The organism is Streptomyces sp. NBC_01268, from assembly GCF_036240795.1.
Taxonomy (GTDB): Bacteria; Actinomycetota; Actinomycetes; order Streptomycetales; family Streptomycetaceae; genus Streptomyces.
This window is the reverse complement of sequence record NZ_CP108454.1, coordinates 4332790-4351549: the sequence shown is the minus strand read 5'-3', so window position 1 is coordinate 4351549 and position 18760 is coordinate 4332790. Positions and strand designations below refer to the sequence as shown.

The following is an 18760-nucleotide window of genomic DNA, read 5'->3' as shown; positions in this document are numbered from 1 at the left end:
ACCGGACCCGGACAACGGTCCTCGGCCAAGTGGGCCGACCCACGCAGCACTCATGGAAGCGCTCCCCCCGGGGACCGGCGAGAGCGCACGGGCGGGCGCACGGCCACACGGCGGGAGCACGACCGGCCCCCGCGACCGGACCGCTCAGCCCATCACACAACAATCTCGCCATACGGAACACCGCCCCTTAACGGTAGGGATGCGGCGAACTACGCTGTGTTTACGAATGCCGCACGCCTATGCCCGGCGTCGTGGCGGCCTTCTGGGTGTCGTGTCGAGGGGTGGCGTCATGTCCAGGGAGCAACGCGGGCCGAACGAAAAGCTCGGCACGGTTCTCGCCCTCGCGGGAATCAGCAATGCCGGGCTCGCCCGGCGCGTCAACGATCTCGGTGCGCAGCGGGGCCTGACGCTTCGTTACGACAAGACGTCGGTGGCCCGGTGGGTGTCCAAGGGCATGGTGCCGCAGGGCGCCGCCCCGCACCTGATCGCGGCCGCGATCGGCCAGAAGCTGGGCCGGCCCGTGCCGCTGCACGAGATCGGGCTCGCCGACGCCGACCCGGCGCCCGAGGTCGGCCTCGCCTTCCCGCGGGACGTCGGCGAGGCGGTCCGCTCGGCCACCGAGCTGTACCGGCTGGATTTCGCCGGCCGCCGGGGCGGCGGCGGGATCTGGCAGTCGCTCGCCGGCTCCTTCGCCGTGAGCGCGTACGCGACGCCCGCCTCGCGCTGGCTGATCACGCCCGCCGACCCGTCGGTGGAGCGCCAGGCGGTGCGCCCGCAGGCGGCGGGCGAGCCCGGCGACCACACCCGGGTGGGGCACAGCGACGTCGCCAAGCTGCGCGAGGCCGCCGAGGACGCCCGCCGCTGGGACTCCAAGTACGGCGGCGGCGACTGGCGTTCCTCCATGGTGCCCGAGTGCTTAAGGGTGGACGCGGCGCCCCTGCTGCTCGGCTCCTACTCGGACGAGGTGGGGCGCGCCCTGTTCGGCGCGACGGCCGAGCTGACCCGGCTGGCCGGCTGGATGGCCTTCGACACCGGCCAGCAGGAGGCCGCCCAGCGCTACTACATCCAGGCGCTGCGGCTCGCCCGCGCGGCGGCCGACGTCCCCCTCGGCGGGTACGTCCTGGCCTCCATGTCGCTCCAGGCGACCTACCGCGGCTTCGCCGACGAGGGCGTCGACCTGGCCCAGGCGGCGCTGGAGCGCAACCGCGGCCTCGCCACCGCCCGCACCATGTCGTTCTTCCGGCTCGTCGAGGCCCGGGCGCACGCCAAGGCGAACGACGGGGTGGCCGCCGCCGCCGCGCTGAAGGCGGCCGAGGGCTGGCTGGAGCGCTCCCGGGAGGGCGACGCCGACCCGACGTGGCTCGGCTTCTACTCGTACGACCGCTTCTGCGCCGACGCCGCCGAGTGCTACCGGGACCTGAAGCTGCCCCGCCAGGTGCGGCGCTTCACCGAGCAGGCCCTGTCGCGCCCGACCGAGGAGTTCGTGCGCTCGCACGGGCTGCGGCTCGTGGTGTCGGCGGTGGCCGAGCTGGAGTCGGGCAACCTGGACGCGGCCTGCGCCGCGGGCACCCGCGCGGTGGAGGTCGCCGGGCGGATCTCCTCGGCCCGCACCACCGAGTACGTGAGGGACCTGCTGACCCGGCTCGAACCGTACGGGGACGAGCCCCGGGTCATGGAGCTCCGGGAGCGGGCCCGCCCGCTCCTCGTGGCACCGGCGTGACGCGCGTCCCAGACAGGAACGGTTTAGCGGGATTGTCAGTGGGCCAGTGCACTATCAGGGGTGGGAGGTGGCGCTGGTGTCTGTCCGCTATGACTACGACTGTGACGTGCTGGTGATCGGCGGCGGGATCGTCGGTCTGTCGACGGCGTACGCGATCACGCGCGCCGCGCCGGGCACCCGGGTCACCGTCCTGGAGAAGGAGCACGCCCCGGCCCGCCACCAGACCGGCCGCAACAGCGGTGTGATCCACAGCGGCATCTACTACCGGCCGGGCTCCCTCAAGGCCAGGTTCGCGGCCGAGGGCGCGGCCGAGATGGTCAAGTTCTGCGCCGAGTACGGCATCCCCCACGAGGTCACCGGCAAGCTGATCGTCGCCACCGACCGCGAGGAGCTGCCCCGGCTGCACGCGCTCGTCCAGCGCGGCAGGGAGAACGGGATCCCGGTCCGGGAGCTGGGCCCGGCGCAGATCAGCGAGTACGAGCCTCGGGTGCGGGGCGTGGCCGCGATCCACGTCGGCACGACCGGCATCGTCGACTACGGCGCGGTCGCGGCGAAGCTGGCCGAGGCCTCCGGGGCGCGGATCCTGTACGGATCGGCGGTCACGGCCGTCGACCGGCGCCCCTGGGGTGTCGCCGTGCGCACGGCCGCCGGGCGGGTGGTGCGCGGGCGGGTCCTGGTCAACTGCGCGGGGCTGCACTGCGACCGGGTGGCGCGGCTCGCGGGCGACGACCCGGAGATGCGGATCGTCCCCTTCCGAGGGGAGTACTACGAGCTGGCCGACCCCTCCCTCGTGCGCGGCCTGGTCTACCCGGTGCCCGATCCCGCCTTCCCCTTCCTCGGGGTGCACCTCACCCGCGGCATCGACGGCGGCGTCCACGTCGGGCCGAACGCGGTCCCGGCCCTCGCCCGCGAGGGCTACGGCTGGTCGGTGGTCCGCCCGCGCGAGCTCGCCGGCACCCTCGCCTGGCCGGGCAGCTGGGCCATCGCCCGGGCGCACTGGCGCTACGGGGCGGGCGAGCTGCACCGCTCCCTGTCCAAGCGCGCCTTCACCGAGGCGGTCCGGCGGATGCTGCCGATCGTCGAGGAGCGCGACCTGCGCCGGGCGAAGCCGGGCGTGCGGGCGCAGGCGGTGCTGAAGGACGGCACCCTGGTGGACGACTTCCTGATCCGCGAGTCCGTGCGCACGGTCCACGTGCTCAACGCCCCGTCCCCGGCGGCGACGGCCTCCCTGCCGATCGGCCGCGAGGTCGCGGGCCGGGCGCTGGCGCTGCTGTAGCGGGCGGCGCCGTGCGGACCGCCCCTGGTGGCCGGGGCGCCCGCCCCGACGCCCGGGACACCGCCCCGACGCCCGGGACACCGCCCCGACGCCCGGGACGCCCGCCCCAGGCCCCGCCGCCGCCCCTCCGGTGCCCCCGCCACACGCCCGGGCGCGCCGTAGAATCGGCGCATTGTGTCTGAGCAGCCAGAGAACCACCCGCACACCACCCCCGCCGACCGCATCCGGGCCGACCAGCGCGCCGCGCGGCTCGGCAGCCGGATGTTCGCACCGGGCGAGGGTCCCCTGCCCGACCCGGCCGGCTCGCACTACGAGCGGCGGATCCGCAGCTTCCAGCCGCGCCGCAGCCGCGTCACCGCGGGCCAGGCCGAGGCCATGCTGAAGCGGTGGCCCGACTGGGGCCTCGACATCGACGGCCAGAGCCGGCTCGACCTGACCGACATGTTCGGCGGGCTGCCGGTCGTCCTGGAGATCGGCTTCGGCATGGGCGAGGCCACCGCGCAGATGGCCGCCGCCGACCCCGGCACCGGCATCCTCGCGGTCGACGTCCACACCCCCGGCCAGGGCAACCTGCTCGGGCTCGCCGACCGCAACGGCCTGGAGAACGTCCGGGTCGCCAACGGCGACGCGATCATCCTGCTGCGCGAGATGCTCACGCCCGAGTCCCTCGACGGCTGCCGGGTCTACTTCCCGGACCCCTGGCCCAAGAAGCGGCACCACAAGCGGCGCCTGATCCAGCCCGACTTCCTCACGCTGCTCGCGCCCCGCCTCAAGCCCGGCGGCGTGCTGCACTGCGCCACGGACTGGGAGCCGTACGCGGAGCAGATGCTGGACGTGCTCAGCGCGCACCCCGACTTCGAGAACACCCAGGCCGACGGCGGCTACGCGCCCCGGCCCGGGTACCGGCCGCTGACCCGGTTCGAGGGGCAGGGCCTCGACAAGGGACACGTCGTCCACGACCTGCTGTTCCGCAGGCGCTGAGCTCGCACCGCACCGGCGAGGGCGGGTTTTCCACAGGCTGCGGGAACTCCCTCGCCGGTGTCGGTGACGCTCGTTAGGGTCGTTCCGTGTCGTCGAACCCGATCGTCGGATCTGCCACCGAGCCCGCCCCCGCCCCGGCCCCCGCCAAGGCGGTCATCCCCGCGCCCGCACCCGTGCCCGCCCTGGAGACCGACCAGCCGGACTTCGCGGCGGTCCCGGAGCGTTCCAAGTGGCGGTACAAGCCGCGCCGCGCCTTCTGGCGCAGCAAGCTGCTGCGGGCCATCACCCTGATCACCCTGCTCGCGCTGTGCGCCCTGGCGATCCTCGCGCTGGTCCGGGAGGAGACCGGCACCGAGGGCTTCCTCGTCGGTCTCGGCCTCGCGGTCCTGCCCGTGCCGCTGCTGATGGCCGCGTTCCGCTGGCTCGACCGGGTCGAGCCCGCCCCCTGGAAGAACCTGCTGTTCGCCCTCGCCTGGGGCGCGTTCGCCTCCACGCTGGTGGCGATCCTGGCCAACTCCTTCGCGGTGGAGTGGATCAGCAGCGCCACCGCCGACCCCGGCTCCGCCGACACCCTCGGCGCGACCGCGGTCGCCCCGGTCGTGGAGGAGACCGCCAAGGGCGCGGCGGTGCTGCTGCTCTTCCTCTTCCGCCGCAGGGACTTCACGGGCCCGGTCGACGGCCTCGTCTACGCCGGGTTCACGGCCACCGGCTTCGCCTTCACCGAGAACATCCTCTATCTGGGCAACGCCTTCGGCGAGGACCAGGAGATCGGCTCCACCGGTCTCGGCTCCATGACCTTCGGGACCTTCCTGGTCCGGATCATCATGTCGCCGTTCGCCCACCCGCTGTTCACCTCGCTCACCGGCCTCGGCTTCGGCTTCGCCGCCGCCCTGGCGCCCGGCGCCCGGTTCCGCCGCACCCGGCTGGTGCTGTTCCCGCTCGCCGGCCTCGTGCTCGGCATGGGCATGCACGCCCTGTGGAACGGTTCGGCGTCCTTCCACCCGCTGGCGTTCCTCGCGGTGTACGGGATGTTCATGGTCCCGGTCTTCGCCCTGCTGACCTGGCTCGCGATATGGAGCCGGCAGAAGGAGCTGCGCACGATATCCGGCGAGCTCCCGGCCTACGCGACGGCCGGGTGGCTCGCGCACGACGAACCGCTCGCGCTCTCCTCGATGCGGGCCCGCGCGCTGGCCCGCGGCTTCGCCGCCCGTACGTACGGGAAGCCGGCCGCGCAGGCCGTCGGCGAGTACGAGGCCTTCGCCACCACCCTGGCCTTCCTGCGCCACCGGGCCGGACGCGGCCAGGCGGCCCCGGACTTCGCGGCCCGCGAGCAGGAGCTGCTGCACCACCTGTGGCAGCGCAGGCAGGTGGCCTCGCCCGCGCTCACCCACGCCGCGCGGGCCACGGGCCGGGTCTGGGCGCCGCCGCAGTACCTGGACTACGGCGGCTACAACCCGTACCGCAGCTAGTACGGCAGCCGGCGGGGCGGACGGACCGGACGCGGTGCCCGGCGGGCGGGAGCGCGGATCAGACCGCCGAGGCCTCGTCCAGCGCCGCCAGCTCGGTCGCCGTCAGCTCCAGTTCGGCGACCGCGACGAGGGCGGGCAGCTGCTCGACCGTGCGGGCCGAGGCGATCGGGGCGACGACGGTGGGGCGGGAGGCGAGCCAGGCCAGGGCGACGGTGGCGGGCTCGGCGTCGTGGGCCTCGGCGACCGCGTCGAGCGCGGCGAGCACCTTCTGGCCCCGCTCGGTCTCCAGGTGCTTGGCCGCCCCTTCGGCGCGGACGCTGGCGACGGTGGTGCCCGGGCGGTACTTGCCGGTGAGGAAGCCCGAGGCGAGCCCGAAGTACGGCACGGCGGCGAGGCCGGCCTGCTCGGCGGTCTCCAGGAGGGCGCCCTCGTAGGTCTCGCGGGAGACCAGGTTGTAGTGCGGCTGGAGGGCGACGTAGCGGGCGAGCCCCTCGGCCTCGGCGAAGTCGAGGGAGGCGCGCAGCCGCTCCGGGGAGATGTTGGAGGCGGCGACGGCACGGACCTTGCCGTCCTTCACCAGCTGGTCGAGCGCGGTGACGATCTCCTCGACGGGCACGGACTCGTCGTCGAAGTGCGTGTAGTAGAGGTCGATGTAGTCGGTGCCGAGGCGGCGCAGCGACTCCTCGGCGGCGCCCTTGATGGTGGTCGCGCTCAGGCCCTTGTAGCGGGGGTGGGCGCCGACCTTGGTCGCCACGAGGACGTCGGCGCGCTTGCCGCGGGAGGCGAGCCAGCGGCCGATGACGGTCTCGGACTCGCCGCCCTCGTGGCCCTCGGCCCACGCGGAGTAGAGGTCGGCGGTGTCGACGAAGTTGCCGCCCGCGGCGGTGTACGCGTCGAGGACGGCGAAGGACTGCGCCTCGTCGGCGCTCCAGCCGAAGACGTTGCCGCCGAGGGCGAGCGGGAAGACGTGCAGGTCGGAGGAGCCCAGCTTGCGGAGAGAAGTCATGAGGTGGTCAACCCCCCGCGTGGCCGGGCCTATTCCGCTTCCGCGGGTGACGTCCGGCCGGACGTCAGAGGCTGAGGCCCTTCGAGCGCAGCCAGCCCGCCGGGTCGATGCCGCCGCCGGACGGGGTGTGGACCTCCAGGTGGAGGTGGGGGCCGGTGACGTTGCCGGTGGCGCCGACCCGGCCGATGGTGTCGGCGGTGCCGACGGACTGGCCCGCGCCGACCGTCATCGAGGACAGGTGGCAGTACCAGACCTCGGTGCCGTCCTCGAGCTCCAGGACGATCCGGTAGCCGTACGCGCCGGACCAGCCGGCCGACTTCACGGTGCCGCTGTGGACGGCCTTGACCGGGGTGCCGGTGGGCGCGGCGAAGTCCAGGCCGGTGTGGTAGCCGGAGGACCACATCGAGCCGGCCTCGCCGTAGGTGGAGGTCAGCGTGTACGAGGAGGTGGGCAGCGAGTAGCTGGCGGCCAGCTTGGCCAGGCGCTCGGCCTCGGCCTTCGCCGCGGCTTCCGCCTCGGCCTTCTTCTTCGCCTCGGCCGCCGCCTTCTCCGCCGCCTCTGCCTTGGCCGCGGCCTCCGTCGCCGCCTTCTCGGCGGCGGCCTTCTGCGCCGCCTCCTTCTCGGCGGTGTCGGCGGCGGCCTGCTGCTGCTCGGCCTGCTGGAGGATGCGGGCGCGCAGCGCCTCGCCGGCGTCGGCGGTCTGCTGCTTGGTCCCCGCGGGCGCGGCGGCGGAGGTGCTGTCCGCGGGCGCGGTGTAGGTGAGGGCGGTGAGCGGCTGCGCGTTGTTCGTGACCTGGGCGCTGTCGCCGGAGCTCTTGTCCTTGCCGCCGATCAGGTCGCCGATGCCGGGGAGTTCGGAGGCGTCGGGCAGGTCGAGGTCCGGCAGGGCGATGGCGACCGGGGGCTTCTCCTGCGCGGTGGCCAGGCCGCCCGCGCCGACGGCGGCGATGACGCCGACACCGAGGACGGTGGAGGAGCGGGCGAAGTTGGAGCGCTGCTTGACGACCCGGTGCCGGCCGCCGGAGCGGTTCTGGGCCCGCAGCGAGTCCTCGGTGGGGTTCCATTCCTCCCCGCCCGTGCCCGCGGCACCGTGAGTGCCGAATGAGTCGAAGGGGGCTTCGGGAGCAGGGGTGTTGGACGCCACGGAGGCGCTCTCCTTTCCTTCCTTCTCGCCTACCGGGTTAGCTGACGGGTTCGGAGCAGGAAGGTCTCCTACGGGTGTGCCGCACGGGTGCGACGTGGCCCGATTCACCCCAAGTGGTGGTTCCCCGGTTCCCTTGCGGGATTCGGCGCGCGCGCACGGTGCCGTCTCTTGCGACGGCTGTGACGACCGCGCTGCGTTATCGAACGTTAATAGACACGGCCTCCCGATTCCAAGCCGTCCCCCTTGATCATTAGCTGGATTGAGAGGGAATGGCCCGAGTTGACCCCTGGTCAGGCAGGATCCGCGTCACATCGGGAATCTGACGTTGTATCAATTGTTATCGGAGCGACACCCCTCGACTACGTCCCGTCACCACCCTCGGGAGGCGCCCCTGAAGGCCCCCCGGGAAGCCCCCCGGGAGACGTCTCCGCGGCCCCCTCCGGCGGCACCACCGGCATCGTCCGTCGCCGCTCCGGCTGTCCCGCCGCCGGGCGGCTCACCGCGAGCAGCGCCATGTCGTCGTTCGAGCCCCCGCCGGTGTGCCGCCGCACATCCGCCACCAGCGCGTCCAGCAGCTCCTCCGGGCCGGGGAAGAGCCGCCCCGCGAGCCGCTCCGCCGGATCGTAGAAGACCCCGCGCCCGTCCCGTGCCTCCGAGAGACCGTCCGTGTAGAGCAGCAGCGTCGCGCCCGCCGGGTACGGCGTCTCGTCGGCCCGGTCGGGCCACACCGCCAACTCCCCCATCCCCAGCGGCAGCGCGGCCTCGGTCGGCTGCAGCCGGTCGAGCCCGCCGTCCCCGTACAGCAGCAGCGGCTCCGGATGCCCCCGGTTCACGACCCGCACGACACCGCCGCCACCGTCCGCGCGCGGGATCTCCGCGAGGACCGCCGTCGTGAACCCCTCGAAGGCGTCGAGCCCGTCCCGCCGCGTGCCCTCCCGGTCCAGCGCCCGCTCCAGCCGCTGCGCCACGCCCTCCAGCGTCGGCTCCAGTTCGGCCGCCTCCCGGAAGGCGCCGATGACCACGGCGACGGCCTCCACCGCGTCCAGCCCCTTGCCCCGCACGTCGCCGACGACCAGCCGCACCCCGTAGGGGGTGTCCTGGACGGCGAACAGGTCGCCGCCGATGAACGCGTCGGCCTGCGCCGCCTCGTACCGGGCCGCGATCTGCAGCCCGCCGATCCGCTCGGCGGGCGTCGGCAGCACCGCCTTCTGCGCCGTCGCCGCGATCACCCGCGCCGACGCGAGCCGCTCGCCGCTGCGCCGCACCACCCGGTTGATCAGCATGGCGAGCGCCGCGACGGTGAGGACGGTCAGCGTCTCGGTGAGCGAGGAGACACGACTGACCGTGCCGTTGTACACGTGCAGGCCGATGCTCGCGAGCACGGCGGCGACGCCCGTCAGGAACGTCGTCAACGTGGAGAAGAAGGGGGCGGCGATCAGCGGCGCCGCCGAGAACAGCGGCGCCGCGGTGTACTCGGGCGGAGTCGCCAGGTCGAAGCAGACACCGCCCACGATGATCAGCGGGGGAAGGGCGCGGATGAAGCGACGGGCGACGGGAAACGGCCCCCGTCCCCCGTCACCGCCCGCACCACCGGCCCCGCCGGGAGGCCCGTGCCGCACCGCTGCTCGCGCCACCTCTGCTCTCCCGCCTGGACCTGGGCCCGCCCGGCCCCGGGCCCGCCTGGAGCACCGGGCCCGGCCCGAGGGCGACGGGAGGACCCGCGCCCTCCCCAGGGTGAGGTCAGCCGGTGCCCGTCGGCGACTCCCGCGCGGCCGACTGGCGTACGGCCGGCCGGACGGCGAGCCGCCCGCCCCGGGACAGCGCCGCCATCGCCGCCGCGCAGCCCAGACCGACCGCGCACAGCGTCAGCCAGGGCACCGACGACCAGCCGGTGAGGTCGAGCAGGGCTCCCGTGCCCAGGTTCCCCAGGGTGATGCCGATCCCGCAGACGGTGTTGTAGAGCCCGTAGTGGGTGGCGACCCAGCGGCCCTCGGCGAGGGCGACCACGGTGTCCATCTCGTACGGGTAGAGCACCGCGTTCGCCGCCGCCAGGAGCGCCGCGCACAGCAGCAGCCCCGGCAGCGAACGGCCGCCGCCCAGCAGCGCCGGCGGCAGGAACGCCACGCCCATCAGCCCGAGCCCGAGCACCAGACACCGCTCCCGGCTGAGCCGCCGCTTGCACCAGGCGGTGATCCGCAGCTGCCCGACGAGCGCCACCACCGCCGACACCACGAACAGCGCCGTCGTCACCGCCGTGCTGTCCGCGGCGAGCGGCAGCGCCAGATAGACCTGGAACGACAGCACGTACGAACCGGTCATCGCCAGCGAGAACAGCCAGAACACCCGGTTGGCGAGCACCGTCCCGAACTGCCCCCGCTCCCGCCCGTCCCCCGCGGGCAGCTCCTTCCGCACGGGCAGGTGCCGCAGCTGTACGAGGGTGAGCCCGGCGAACAGCACCGCGGCCACCACGCACGTCAGCCGGAACGACACCCCGGTCAGCGCCACCCCGACGAGCGGCCCGAGCAGGATGCCCGCCTGGTAGTAGGTGTTGAACAGCGCGAAGGCCTCCACGCGCCGCTCCCCCGCCTCCACCGCCAGATAGGCCCGCACCGCGGGGTTGAACAGCGCCCCCGCCAGGCCGGTCGCCAGCGAGGCGGCGATCAGCATCGGCAGCGACTGCGCGAAGGCGAGCGCCCCGAAGCCGGCCGTCCGCAGCGCGCACCCGGCGACGATCAGCGGCTTGAAGCCGAGCCGGTCGGCGAGCGCGCCGCCGACGAGGAACATGCCCTGCTGGGACAGGTTCCGCGCGCCGAGCACGAGCCCGACCGCCCAGGCCGCCATCCCGAGGCCGTCGGCCAGGTGGGCGGCCAGGTACGGCATCAGCATGTAGAAGCCGAGGTTGATGGTGAGCTGGTTCAGGAAGAGCAGCCGCACGGCCGGGTCGAAGGTGCGGCTCTGCTTCCAGATCCCGCCCGGGGGCGGCGCGGTCGTCGTGCTCAACGGACCCGCTCCGCCCGGTCCAGCACCCGGCGGGTCCAGCCACGGACCGGCTCGCCCTCGGCGTACCCGGCGGGGTCCTCCCGTACGGGGCCGTCGAGCAGCCCGTGCGCCGCGCAGAACTCGTCGTTGAAGACGGTGTCGAAGTAGCGCTGCGGCCCGTCGGGGAAGACCGCCGCGATCCGGGTGCCGCGCGGCCGGGTGCGGGCCAGCCAGCCCGCGACCAGCGCGACCGCACCCACGCTCCAGCCGCCGGTGGCGAACTGCCGGGACGCGAGCCGCCGGGCGGCCCGTACCGCCTCCGCGGGACCCACCCAGTGGATCTCGTCGAAGGCGGCGTGGTCGACGTTGCCCGGGTGGATGGAGGAGCCGAGCCCGCGCATCAGGCGCTCGCCGGCCGGGAGGCCGAAGACGGTGGAGTCGATGGAGTCCACCCCGACGAGTTCGAGGGCGGGGCTGGTGGTGGCGCGCAGCGCGCGGGAGATGCCGGCCGAGTGGCCTCCGGTGCCGACCGCGCAGACCAGCACGTCGACCCGGTCCAGCTGCTCGCCGAGCTCGGCGGCGAGCCCGCCGTAGGCCTGCGGGTTGTCGGGGTTGCCGTACTGGTTGGGCCACCAGGCCCCGTCGAGGGCGATCAGCAGTTCGGCGACCCGGTCCATCCGGGCCTGCTGCCAGCCGCCGTCCGGGCTGGGCTCGGGCACGACGTGCACGTGGGCGCCGTGGGCGGTGAGCATCCGCTCGACGATCGGTTCGAGGCCGGGGTCGGTGACGACGTGGACGGGGTGCCCGTGCAGGATCCCGGCGAGCGCGAGCCCGAGCCCGAGGGTGCCGGAGGTGGACTCGACGATGGGGGCGCCCGGCCGCAGCTCCCCGCGGCGGCGGGCCTGCTCGACCATGTGGAGGGCGGCGCGGTCCTTGATGCCGCCGAAGTTGAAGCCTTCCAGCTTGGCCCAGTACCCGTCGTCCATCCACAGGACGGGGGTGTTGCCGACGGTCTGCCGGGCCACGGAGATCAGGTGGGCGGGATTGCTCATGGGGGGTAGCGTCCTTGGGGTGGGGCAGCCCCGGCGTCCGGGGCGTGCGGAAGGAACGAGGTCGCTTAGGTGCGCGACCCGGCTCAGTTCCGGTCCACCCCGAGGGCGATCAGCAGCCGGCCCGGCTCGGGTCCGGGCCCGGCCCGGCCACGGACACAGCGCGTGTGCGGGGCCTCGGGGAACACCTCGTCGTACGCGAGGACGGCGCCCGCGGCGTCCGGCGCCGGGAACTGCGCACCGGCGGACTGCGCGGGCAGGTGCGCGTCGAAGGACCACCCCTCCCCGGACCGCTCGCAGCCGTGCGGGAACCCGGGGACGGAGAAGGCGGCGGTGCCACCGGAGGCCACCGCGCGGGGGACCACCGCACCCGAGGCCACCGCCCCGACGGCCGTCGCCTCACCGGCGGGCACCGCACCCGACGTCACCGCCCCGGGCGCCGCCAGCGCGTGCCCGTGCGCGCCGTGGCAGACGCCCGCGATCAGCGCGACGAGCGCGAACAGCAGCAGGACGGCGGGCGCCCGCCGTCCCGCCTGCCGCAGTTCCGTCACACCTCGGTCACTCATCGTGCGCGTGAGGCTACGCGGCGCACGTGCGGCGCGCAAAAAGGCGGACCCGGTTTTGGCCACCGTTTACTTGCGGGCGTATGGCCTTTCCGGTTGCCCACGGCTACGGGTCCGGGTACACGGAAACGCCGAAGGCCCGGATCCATGATCGGATCCGGGCCTTCGGGCTACTGAGTAGCGGGGACAGGATTTGAACCTGCGACCTCTGGGTTATGAGCCCAGCGAGCTACCGAGCTGCTCCACCCCGCGTCGGTGAACACCACTCTACGGCATGAATGCCCAGGTCACGAAATCCATTGCCGCCGGGCCGCCGCCGGGGTCCTCCTCAGCAACCGCAGTCGTCCGAGTCGACCGGCGCCGTGAGCGGGTCCGCCGCCCTCTGCTCGGCGCCCTCCCACGTCTCGAAGCCGAAGCCCTCGCGCACCCAGTACTCGAAGCCGCCCAGCATCTCCTTCACCTGGAAGCCCAGCTGCGCGAGGGCGAGCGCGGCGCGCGTGGCGCCGTTGCAGCCGGGGCCCCAGCAGTACGTGACGACCGGGACGCCCTTGTCGAGGAGCTGCTCGGCCTGCTCGGCGATGAGGGCGGTCGGCAGGTGCACCGCGCCCGGCACGTGCCCCTGGTCCCAGGAGGCGGTGGAGCGGGAGTCGAGCACCACGAAACCGGGGTCGCCGCCGGTGGCCCGGGCGTCGGCGAGGGCGGAGGCCACATCGGAGACGTCGGCGTGGAAGGCGAGGCTGGCGGAGAAGTACGCGACCGCGGCGGCGGGGGCGGCGGGCGGGGTGCGGAGGACCGAGTTCACGGGGCTGACCTGCGTCGATGTCGTCGTCATGGACATAAATCTAGGGAAGACGATCACCACGCTGAAGGGCTGATCCACGGCGCTCGCGGGGTTCGCCCGGGGAATCCGGGCCGTTTCCTTCGACCGGGCGGGGATCTCACGTACCGGAACCTGTCACATCCGTGGGGCGTCATCCGTCATACCCGTACGACCCTGTGACCGGACGCGAAGGGGAACACCCACCGATGGACAAGGACCTCCTGGCCGCACGCTTCGACGCCGACCGCGGCCACCTGCGGGCGGTGGCCTACCGGATGCTCGGCTCGCTCAGCGAGGCGGAGGACGCCGTCCAGGAGGCCTGGTTCAAGCTGAACCGCTCCGACACCAGCGGCGTGGAGAACCTCAGCGGCTGGCTGACCACCGTCGTCGGCCGGGTCTGCCTCGACATGCTGCGCTCCCGCACCGCCCGCCGCGAGGACCCGCTGGAGAGCTACGTGCCCGACCCGGTGGTCCGGGAGGAGGGCGTCGCCGACCCCGAGAAGGAGGCGCTGCGCGCCGACTCGGTCGGACTCGCGCTCCTCGTCGTCCTGGAGACCCTGTCCCCGGCCGAGCGCCTCGCGTTCGTGCTGCACGACCTGTTCGCGGTCTCCTTCGACGAGATCGCGCCCATCGTCGACCGCAGCCCCGCCGCCACCCGCCAGCTCGCCAGCCGCGCCCGCCGCCGCGTCCAGGGCGCCACCCCGGCCCCCGCGCCCGACCTGGCCCGCCAGCGCGAGGTCGTCGACGCCTTCCTGGCCGCCTCCCGGGCCGGCGACTTCCAGGGCCTGCTGACGGTCCTCGACCCCGGCGTGGTCCTCCGCGCCGACGGCGGCACCCTGCTGAGGGCCGCCTCCAAGCTGGTCCGCGGCGCCGAGGCGGTCACGAGCCAGGCCCTCACCTTCGCCCGGTTCCGCCACGCGGCCCGCCCGGTCGTGGTCAACGGCGCGGCCGGCCTGGTCTCCCTCGCCGACGGGCGCCCGGTCGGCCTCATGGCCTTCACGATCGTCGCCGACCGCATCGTCGGCATCGACATCGTGGCGGACCCGGAGCGCCTGGCGGCCCTGGGCGTCACCGGCTGACCCCCGTCACGACGAGACGCCCCCGTCCCGGCGGGAGCCGGGCAGGGGCGCCGGGCGGCCCGACGGCCCGCCCGGAATCGGCCTGCGTGACGGGTCAACTGCGCACTACCGTAAGCGCAATGACAACAAGATCCACTCCGGCCGGCCGGCCCACGCCCCTGGCCCTGGCCGAGGCGCCGACGCGTCAGGCCCGCAACTCCGCCGCCCTCTGGACCGCGACCGGACGAAGCCGGGGGCATGACGTCATCCGGCGCCGCGGCTTCGTCGCGGTCGACGGAGACGAGCGGGCCGGACTGCGGATCCTGATCCAGGAGCCCGACCTCGACCCGGGCGAACGGGCCGAGTTGAGCGAGCTGGCCCGCCGGGCCGCGGGGCCGGTGAACGTCGAGGATCCGTTCGGCTCGACCGACCTGAGCCCGCTGGGCATGCGCAGCTGGCAGATGCCGGTCATGCTGCGCCCGCCCGGGCCCGTCGGCGAACCGGCCCTGGAGGTGACCCGGGTACAGCGGCCCGAGGAGCTCCAGGCCGCCGAGCGGATCGTCATCGAGGGCTTCGAACTGACCGGCTTCGAGCCCTACCGCCCCGGCGAGCTGTTCCCGATGACGCTGATCGGGCAGCCGGGCGTGGACGTGTTCGTCGCCTGGCACGACGGCGTGGCCGCGGGAGCCTGCGTCAGCGTCGTGGACGACGGCGTCGGCAGCCACTACTGGGTCGGCACCTCACCGGCCTTCCGGTCGCGTGGCGTCGGCCGGTCCGTCATGCTCGGAGCCCTGGCCCACCTGGCGGAGCTGCCGGTCACGCTCACCGCTTCGAAGCTGGGCAGGCCGCTGTACGAGTCCCTGGGGTACACCGTCGCGGCGCCCTCGACCTGGTGGGCCTCCGTTCCTGTGGCACCGTCACGGTGAACCCGGAACGACGGAGCGCCCCGACCAGCCGAAACCGGTCGGGGCGCTCCGCAGCAGGACAGAGGGTCTCCCCTCGCCCGCCGTGCGTCGGTAGGCCGTGTGGGACTCGAACCCACAACCAATGGATTAAAAGTCCACTGCTCTGCCAATTGAGCTAACGGCCCGTGGACGAGCACACCCGAGCAGCATAGCCGGAGACCTCCCCGAAACCGATCGGGTATCGGCCCCGGCGCACCGGGCGGTGCGCCGGGGCCGGGCCGGGGTCAGCCGACGAAGTAGCCCGCGAGGTCCGCGAGAAGGTGGACCGAACCGGCCCGGTTGTAGAAGGTGACCTTGCCGTCCTTCACGGGGACGACGACCAGGTTCGGCACCGTCTGACCCGCCGTGAAGTTCAGGTTCGACGCCGCCGTGCGCGGGGTCCCGTACGGGTAGACCGACACGAAGCCGCCGGCCGTCGGGCCCGTCGCCGTGACGTTCAGGACGACCGCCGTCGCCCCCGGACGGTCGACCGGGAGGCTCACCGTGCCGCCCGCGCCGAGCGGGTCGCCCGTGCGGGTGTCCATCAGACGGGTCGGCGTGACCGGCCTGTACTCGGCGCCCGAGGCGCCCGCCTTGTAGTAGCCGGCGACGTCGGCCAGCAGGTCGACGGAGCCCGCGTGGTTGTAGAAGGTGACCTTGCCGTCCTTCACGGGGACGACGACCAGGTTCGGCACCGTCTGACCCGCCGTGAAGTTCAGGTTCGACGCCGCCGTGCGCGGGGTCCCGTACGGGTAGACCGACACGAAGCCGCCGGCCGTCGGGCCCGTCGCCGTGACGTTCAGGACGACCGCCGTCGCCCCCGGCTCGGGGACGGCGAGGCTCACCGTGCCGGCCGGGCCGACCTTGGCCTTGGGCACGCCCAGGCCGCTGCGGGTGTCCATCAGGCGGGTCGGCGTGACCGGCTGGTACGTGGTGCCCGTGCCGGCGCTCGTGTAGTAGCCGGCGACGTCGGCCAGCAGGTCGACCGAGCCGGCGTGGTTGTAGAAGTTCACCTTGCCGTCCACCACGGGGACGACCACCAGGTTCGGCGCGGTCCGGCCGGCCGTGAAGTTCAGGTTCGACGCGCTCGTCCGCTGCGTGCCCGACGGGTACACCGACACGAAGCTGCCGGAGCTCGCGTTCGTCGCGGTCACGTTGAGGACGACCGCCGTGACGCCCGCCGCCGGGACCCCGCCCGCGCCCGCCACCTGGAGCGAGACGGTCTGCGCCGCGCCGACCTTGGCCTTCGGCACCCCGAGCCCGGCCCGGGTGTCCATCAGCCGCGTCGGCGTGAGCGGCGCGAACGTGCCGTACTCCGACGCCGCCGCCCCGCTCAGGAGGACGTCGCCGGAGTGCACCAGGTCGGCCCCGGAGCCGTCGGCCGCCTTGGCCGTCAGCTTCCAGCTGTAGGAGCCGTTCGCGACGAGCCTGCCCGCGGCGTCCCTGCCGTCCCAGGCGGCCGCGAGCACGCCCCGCGCCTCGCCGCCCGTCAGGGTGCGGGCCACGGTGCCGGTGGCCTTGCGCGTCAGGGTCAGCTGCCAGGAGGCGGCCGGCTTGGACAGCCACCAGCGCGGCCGCCACGTGCCCGTCCCGTCGGCGACGGCGGCCGTGGCGGGCACGTCGGCGTCGATGCGGGCGAGCGGCGAGGCGGGGACGCCGAGGTCGACGACGCTCACGTCACCGGCCGCGGTCGACTGGTACGCCAGGCGCCCGGTGGCGGTGTCGACGGCGTACTCGCCCGCCTCGTCGTTGAACTCGCTGGTCCGGTACGTGCCCTTCGCCACGGGGGCGGACCCCCTGTAGTCCGTGACCTTGAGCTCGGTCCCGGAAGCCCTGACCGCGTAGCCGTCGCCGAGGACGGAGTACGCGTCGCCGAACGGGTGGTTCGTGTGCGTGTCGAGGTCGTGGACTCCGGCCGCTCCGCTCGCGCAGTCCCAGCCGAGCCAGTGCGCCGTCACCCGGACGTTCTGGGCGGCGCAGTCGGCCCCCAGGTCGACCGTGCGCTTCACCGCGCGCGTCCGGACGTCGTAGCCGACGACCTTGCCGGCGGTCTCGCCCGAGCCCGGCACCCAGAGGGTGTCACCGTAGAGCTCGGCCTCCCTGAGCTCGTAGCCGACCGCGAACGTGGCGGCCCGCTTCCCCGTGTCCAGGTCGATCACGGACGTGCGGAAGCTCAGACCGTCGGGGCCGCTCCCGGCGCCCAGGGCATAGCGGCCCGACACGTCGAAGACGTTGAAGGAGGTGAACTCGGTGCTGATCGGACGGCCCGTGGCCGCCCCGGGCTCCACCACGACCGGCAGCCCCGCTTCGTTGCCGGGCCTGTTGAACACCATCCGCCCGTCGCCCGTCGTGAACGGTGCTTCGCAAGAGGTCGTGTCCGTGCAGTAGTCCAGGGGCAGGCCGAGGTCTCCCCGCTCCTGCGTCTCCCCCGCCTCAAGGGGCCCGCTGACCGACACCGTCCGCGAGCGGACGACGTTCTTCTCGTCCGGCATCCGCTCCAGCGAGTCGAGCCGGCCGTGGCTGAAGCTCAGCCGGCGCGGCTTCGAGGTGAGCGGGGTCACCTCGCGGATGCGGTTCAGGGTCGTGGACGCTCCCTCCGGGCGGAAGCGGTAGAGGCCCAGTTCGTCGGCGCCCAGGCCGCCGATCATCAGCAGCCCGCCGTCCGGCGTGGCCACCGCGTCCTTGCGGCCGTACAGGAACCGGTAGCTCTCCTGGCCGCCCAGCCGGGACGCCGTGAAGATGCTGTACGGGGCGGTCGCCGAGTAGCCGGTGGCGCGGGCGACGACGAGGTCCAGGTTGACGGAGCCCAGCAGGACGTCGCCGTCGTTCTTGTAGGCGAGGTCGAGCGTGGCCGGGGCCTGGGTGAGCGGCCCCTCGCCGCCGGGCTGCCCCTTGGGGAAGAACCGCACCTTGCCGTCCTTCGTCCACACGATGACCTCGGTGGGCGTCTGGACGAAGGAGCCCACCCGGGCGGTCGGGTCCAGCGAGACCGGCCTGACCTTGGCGGAGGCGAGGTCGACCCAGGCGGGGCGGGTGACGCCGTCCACCTGGTAGCCGATCAGAAAGCCGTTCGCGTCTCCCGCCACCGCCTTGTCGGCGGGCGTCGCGCCCTCCGGCCAACCGGTCACGGGGGTGTCCTGCACGGCGCCGTTCACCCGCCGCAGCAGGTGCCACTCGCGCGGGGCGTCGGCGCCGCTCTGCGTGAAGGTGACGACGGTGGAACCGAAGGTCCCCACGTACGTGTGGTCGAGCGACGGCAGCCGGACGTAGGTGTTCTCCCCGGCGGTCACGTCCCACAGGCGTATGTCCGCGGGCGTGATCGGCCCGTTCGACTGGTACGCCGCGACGACGTCGGAGCCCGCCCCGTACACGCCGCCGGTCTCCGCGCCCTCCCGGTCGTTGTGGACGATCGTCTCGACGCCGTCCCAGCTGGTCCAGAACTGCCCGAGACCCTGTTCGTAGCGGAGGTAGCCGCCCGGGCCTGCCGAGAGCGGGACGACCTGGCGGGGCTGGGCCGCGACCGCGGCCGGGAAGACGACCGTGTCGCCCTCGGCGGCGGCCGCCGTCGGAATGAGCGGGCCGAGGCCGGCGAAGACGGTCGCCGCGGCCACGGCTGCGATGGAATGGCGTACAAGAGCGCTACGGCGCACTCGGTCCCCCCTGAGACGTGACGAGATGCAGTCGGGCGAACAGGGTGTCGTCGCAGCCCCCCAGCCACGGCCACCCGTTCGGATGCGGCGACTCTAACAGC

Annotated in this window: 14 protein-coding genes, 2 tRNA genes and 1 riboswitch; of the genes, 6 read left to right on the top strand and 10 right to left on the bottom strand. The window is 73.8% G+C overall.

Annotation, left to right across the window (positions count from 1 at the left end; all coding sequences use genetic code 11):
- Window positions 1-289: 289 nt before the first annotated feature.
- From OG309_RS19435 to OG309_RS19420, 4 genes are all read left to right on the top strand, one after another.
- Window positions 290-1720, top strand: a complete 1431-nt coding sequence (locus OG309_RS19435; RefSeq protein WP_329422529.1) for an MFS transporter — start codon at window positions 290-292, stop codon at window positions 1718-1720.
- 73 nt (window positions 1721-1793) lie between these two features.
- Window positions 1794-2996 carry an L-2-hydroxyglutarate oxidase gene (lhgO, locus tag OG309_RS19430; protein ID WP_329428443.1) on the top strand — a complete coding sequence of 401 codons (1203 nt, stop codon included), beginning with the start codon at window positions 1794-1796 and terminating at the stop codon, window positions 2994-2996.
- A gap of 261 nt (window positions 2997-3257) precedes the next feature.
- Window positions 3258-3977 (top strand): tRNA (guanosine(46)-N7)-methyltransferase TrmB, encoded by a 720-nt coding sequence (trmB, locus tag OG309_RS19425; protein WP_443067638.1) that lies wholly within the window; start codon window positions 3258-3260, stop codon window positions 3975-3977.
- Between the two features lie 86 nt (window positions 3978-4063).
- Window positions 4064-5446 (top strand): PrsW family intramembrane metalloprotease, encoded by a 1383-nt coding sequence (locus tag OG309_RS19420; protein WP_402544773.1) that lies wholly within the window; start codon window positions 4064-4066, stop codon window positions 5444-5446.
- A gap of 58 nt (window positions 5447-5504) precedes the next feature.
- Here the strand turns inward: OG309_RS19420 and OG309_RS19415 are convergent, their stop codons facing one another.
- The 8 genes from OG309_RS19415 to OG309_RS19380 form a co-directional block, all read right to left on the bottom strand.
- The gene (locus tag OG309_RS19415; protein ID WP_329422528.1) at window positions 5505-6452 is read right to left on the bottom strand and encodes an aldo/keto reductase; all 948 of its coding nucleotides are present in this window, start codon (window positions 6450-6452) and stop codon (window positions 5505-5507) included.
- 64 nt (window positions 6453-6516) lie between these two features.
- Window positions 6517-7596 carry a M23 family metallopeptidase gene (locus OG309_RS19410; protein ID WP_329422526.1) on the bottom strand — a complete coding sequence of 360 codons (1080 nt, stop codon included), beginning with the start codon at window positions 7594-7596 and terminating at the stop codon, window positions 6517-6519.
- A gap of 12 nt (window positions 7597-7608) precedes the next feature.
- A riboswitch (cyclic di-AMP (ydaO/yuaA leader) is annotated at window positions 7609-7754 on the bottom strand.
- A gap of 201 nt (window positions 7755-7955) precedes the next feature.
- Window positions 7956-9230: a PP2C family protein-serine/threonine phosphatase gene (locus OG309_RS19405; RefSeq protein ID WP_402544775.1), complete on the bottom strand. Its 1275-nt coding sequence runs from the start codon at window positions 9228-9230 to the stop codon at window positions 7956-7958.
- A gap of 106 nt (window positions 9231-9336) precedes the next feature.
- Window positions 9337-10596: an MFS transporter gene (locus OG309_RS19400; protein WP_329422524.1), complete on the bottom strand. Its 1260-nt coding sequence runs from the start codon at window positions 10594-10596 to the stop codon at window positions 9337-9339.
- Window positions 10593-11627 (bottom strand): PLP-dependent cysteine synthase family protein, encoded by a 1035-nt coding sequence (locus tag OG309_RS19395; RefSeq protein ID WP_329422523.1) that lies wholly within the window; start codon window positions 11625-11627, stop codon window positions 10593-10595. The genes OG309_RS19400 and OG309_RS19395 overlap by 4 nt, the downstream gene beginning before the upstream one ends.
- An 83-nt stretch (window positions 11628-11710) precedes the next feature.
- Entirely contained in the window at window positions 11711-12190 is a 480-nt protein-coding gene (locus OG309_RS19390; protein WP_329422522.1) for a hypothetical protein, read from the bottom strand.
- Window positions 12191-12365: 175 nt separating this feature from the next.
- Window positions 12366-12439 (bottom strand) — tRNA-Met (locus OG309_RS19385).
- A 76-nt stretch (window positions 12440-12515) separates the two neighbouring features.
- Window positions 12516-13019, bottom strand: a complete 504-nt coding sequence (locus OG309_RS19380) for a rhodanese-like domain-containing protein (RefSeq protein ID WP_329422520.1) — start codon at window positions 13017-13019, stop codon at window positions 12516-12518.
- 194 nt (window positions 13020-13213) lie between these two features.
- Between OG309_RS19380 and sigJ the strand changes: the two genes are divergently transcribed.
- Together sigJ and OG309_RS19370 are read left to right on the top strand one after the other, a co-directional pair.
- Window positions 13214-14086 (top strand): RNA polymerase sigma factor SigJ, encoded by an 873-nt coding sequence (sigJ, locus tag OG309_RS19375; protein WP_329422519.1) that lies wholly within the window; start codon window positions 13214-13216, stop codon window positions 14084-14086.
- Window positions 14087-14205: 119 nt separating this feature from the next.
- Entirely contained in the window at window positions 14206-14991 is a 786-nt protein-coding gene (locus tag OG309_RS19370) for a GNAT family N-acetyltransferase (RefSeq protein ID WP_329422517.1), read from the top strand.
- A 91-nt stretch (window positions 14992-15082) separates the two neighbouring features.
- Here OG309_RS19370 and OG309_RS19365 read toward each other — a convergent pair.
- Window positions 15083-15155 (bottom strand) — tRNA-Lys (locus tag OG309_RS19365).
- 99 nt (window positions 15156-15254) lie between these two features.
- Window positions 15255-18620: a FlgD immunoglobulin-like domain containing protein gene (locus OG309_RS19360; RefSeq protein ID WP_329422516.1), complete on the bottom strand. Its 3366-nt coding sequence runs from the start codon at window positions 18618-18620 to the stop codon at window positions 15255-15257.
- Window positions 18621-18760: the final 140 nt, after the last annotated feature.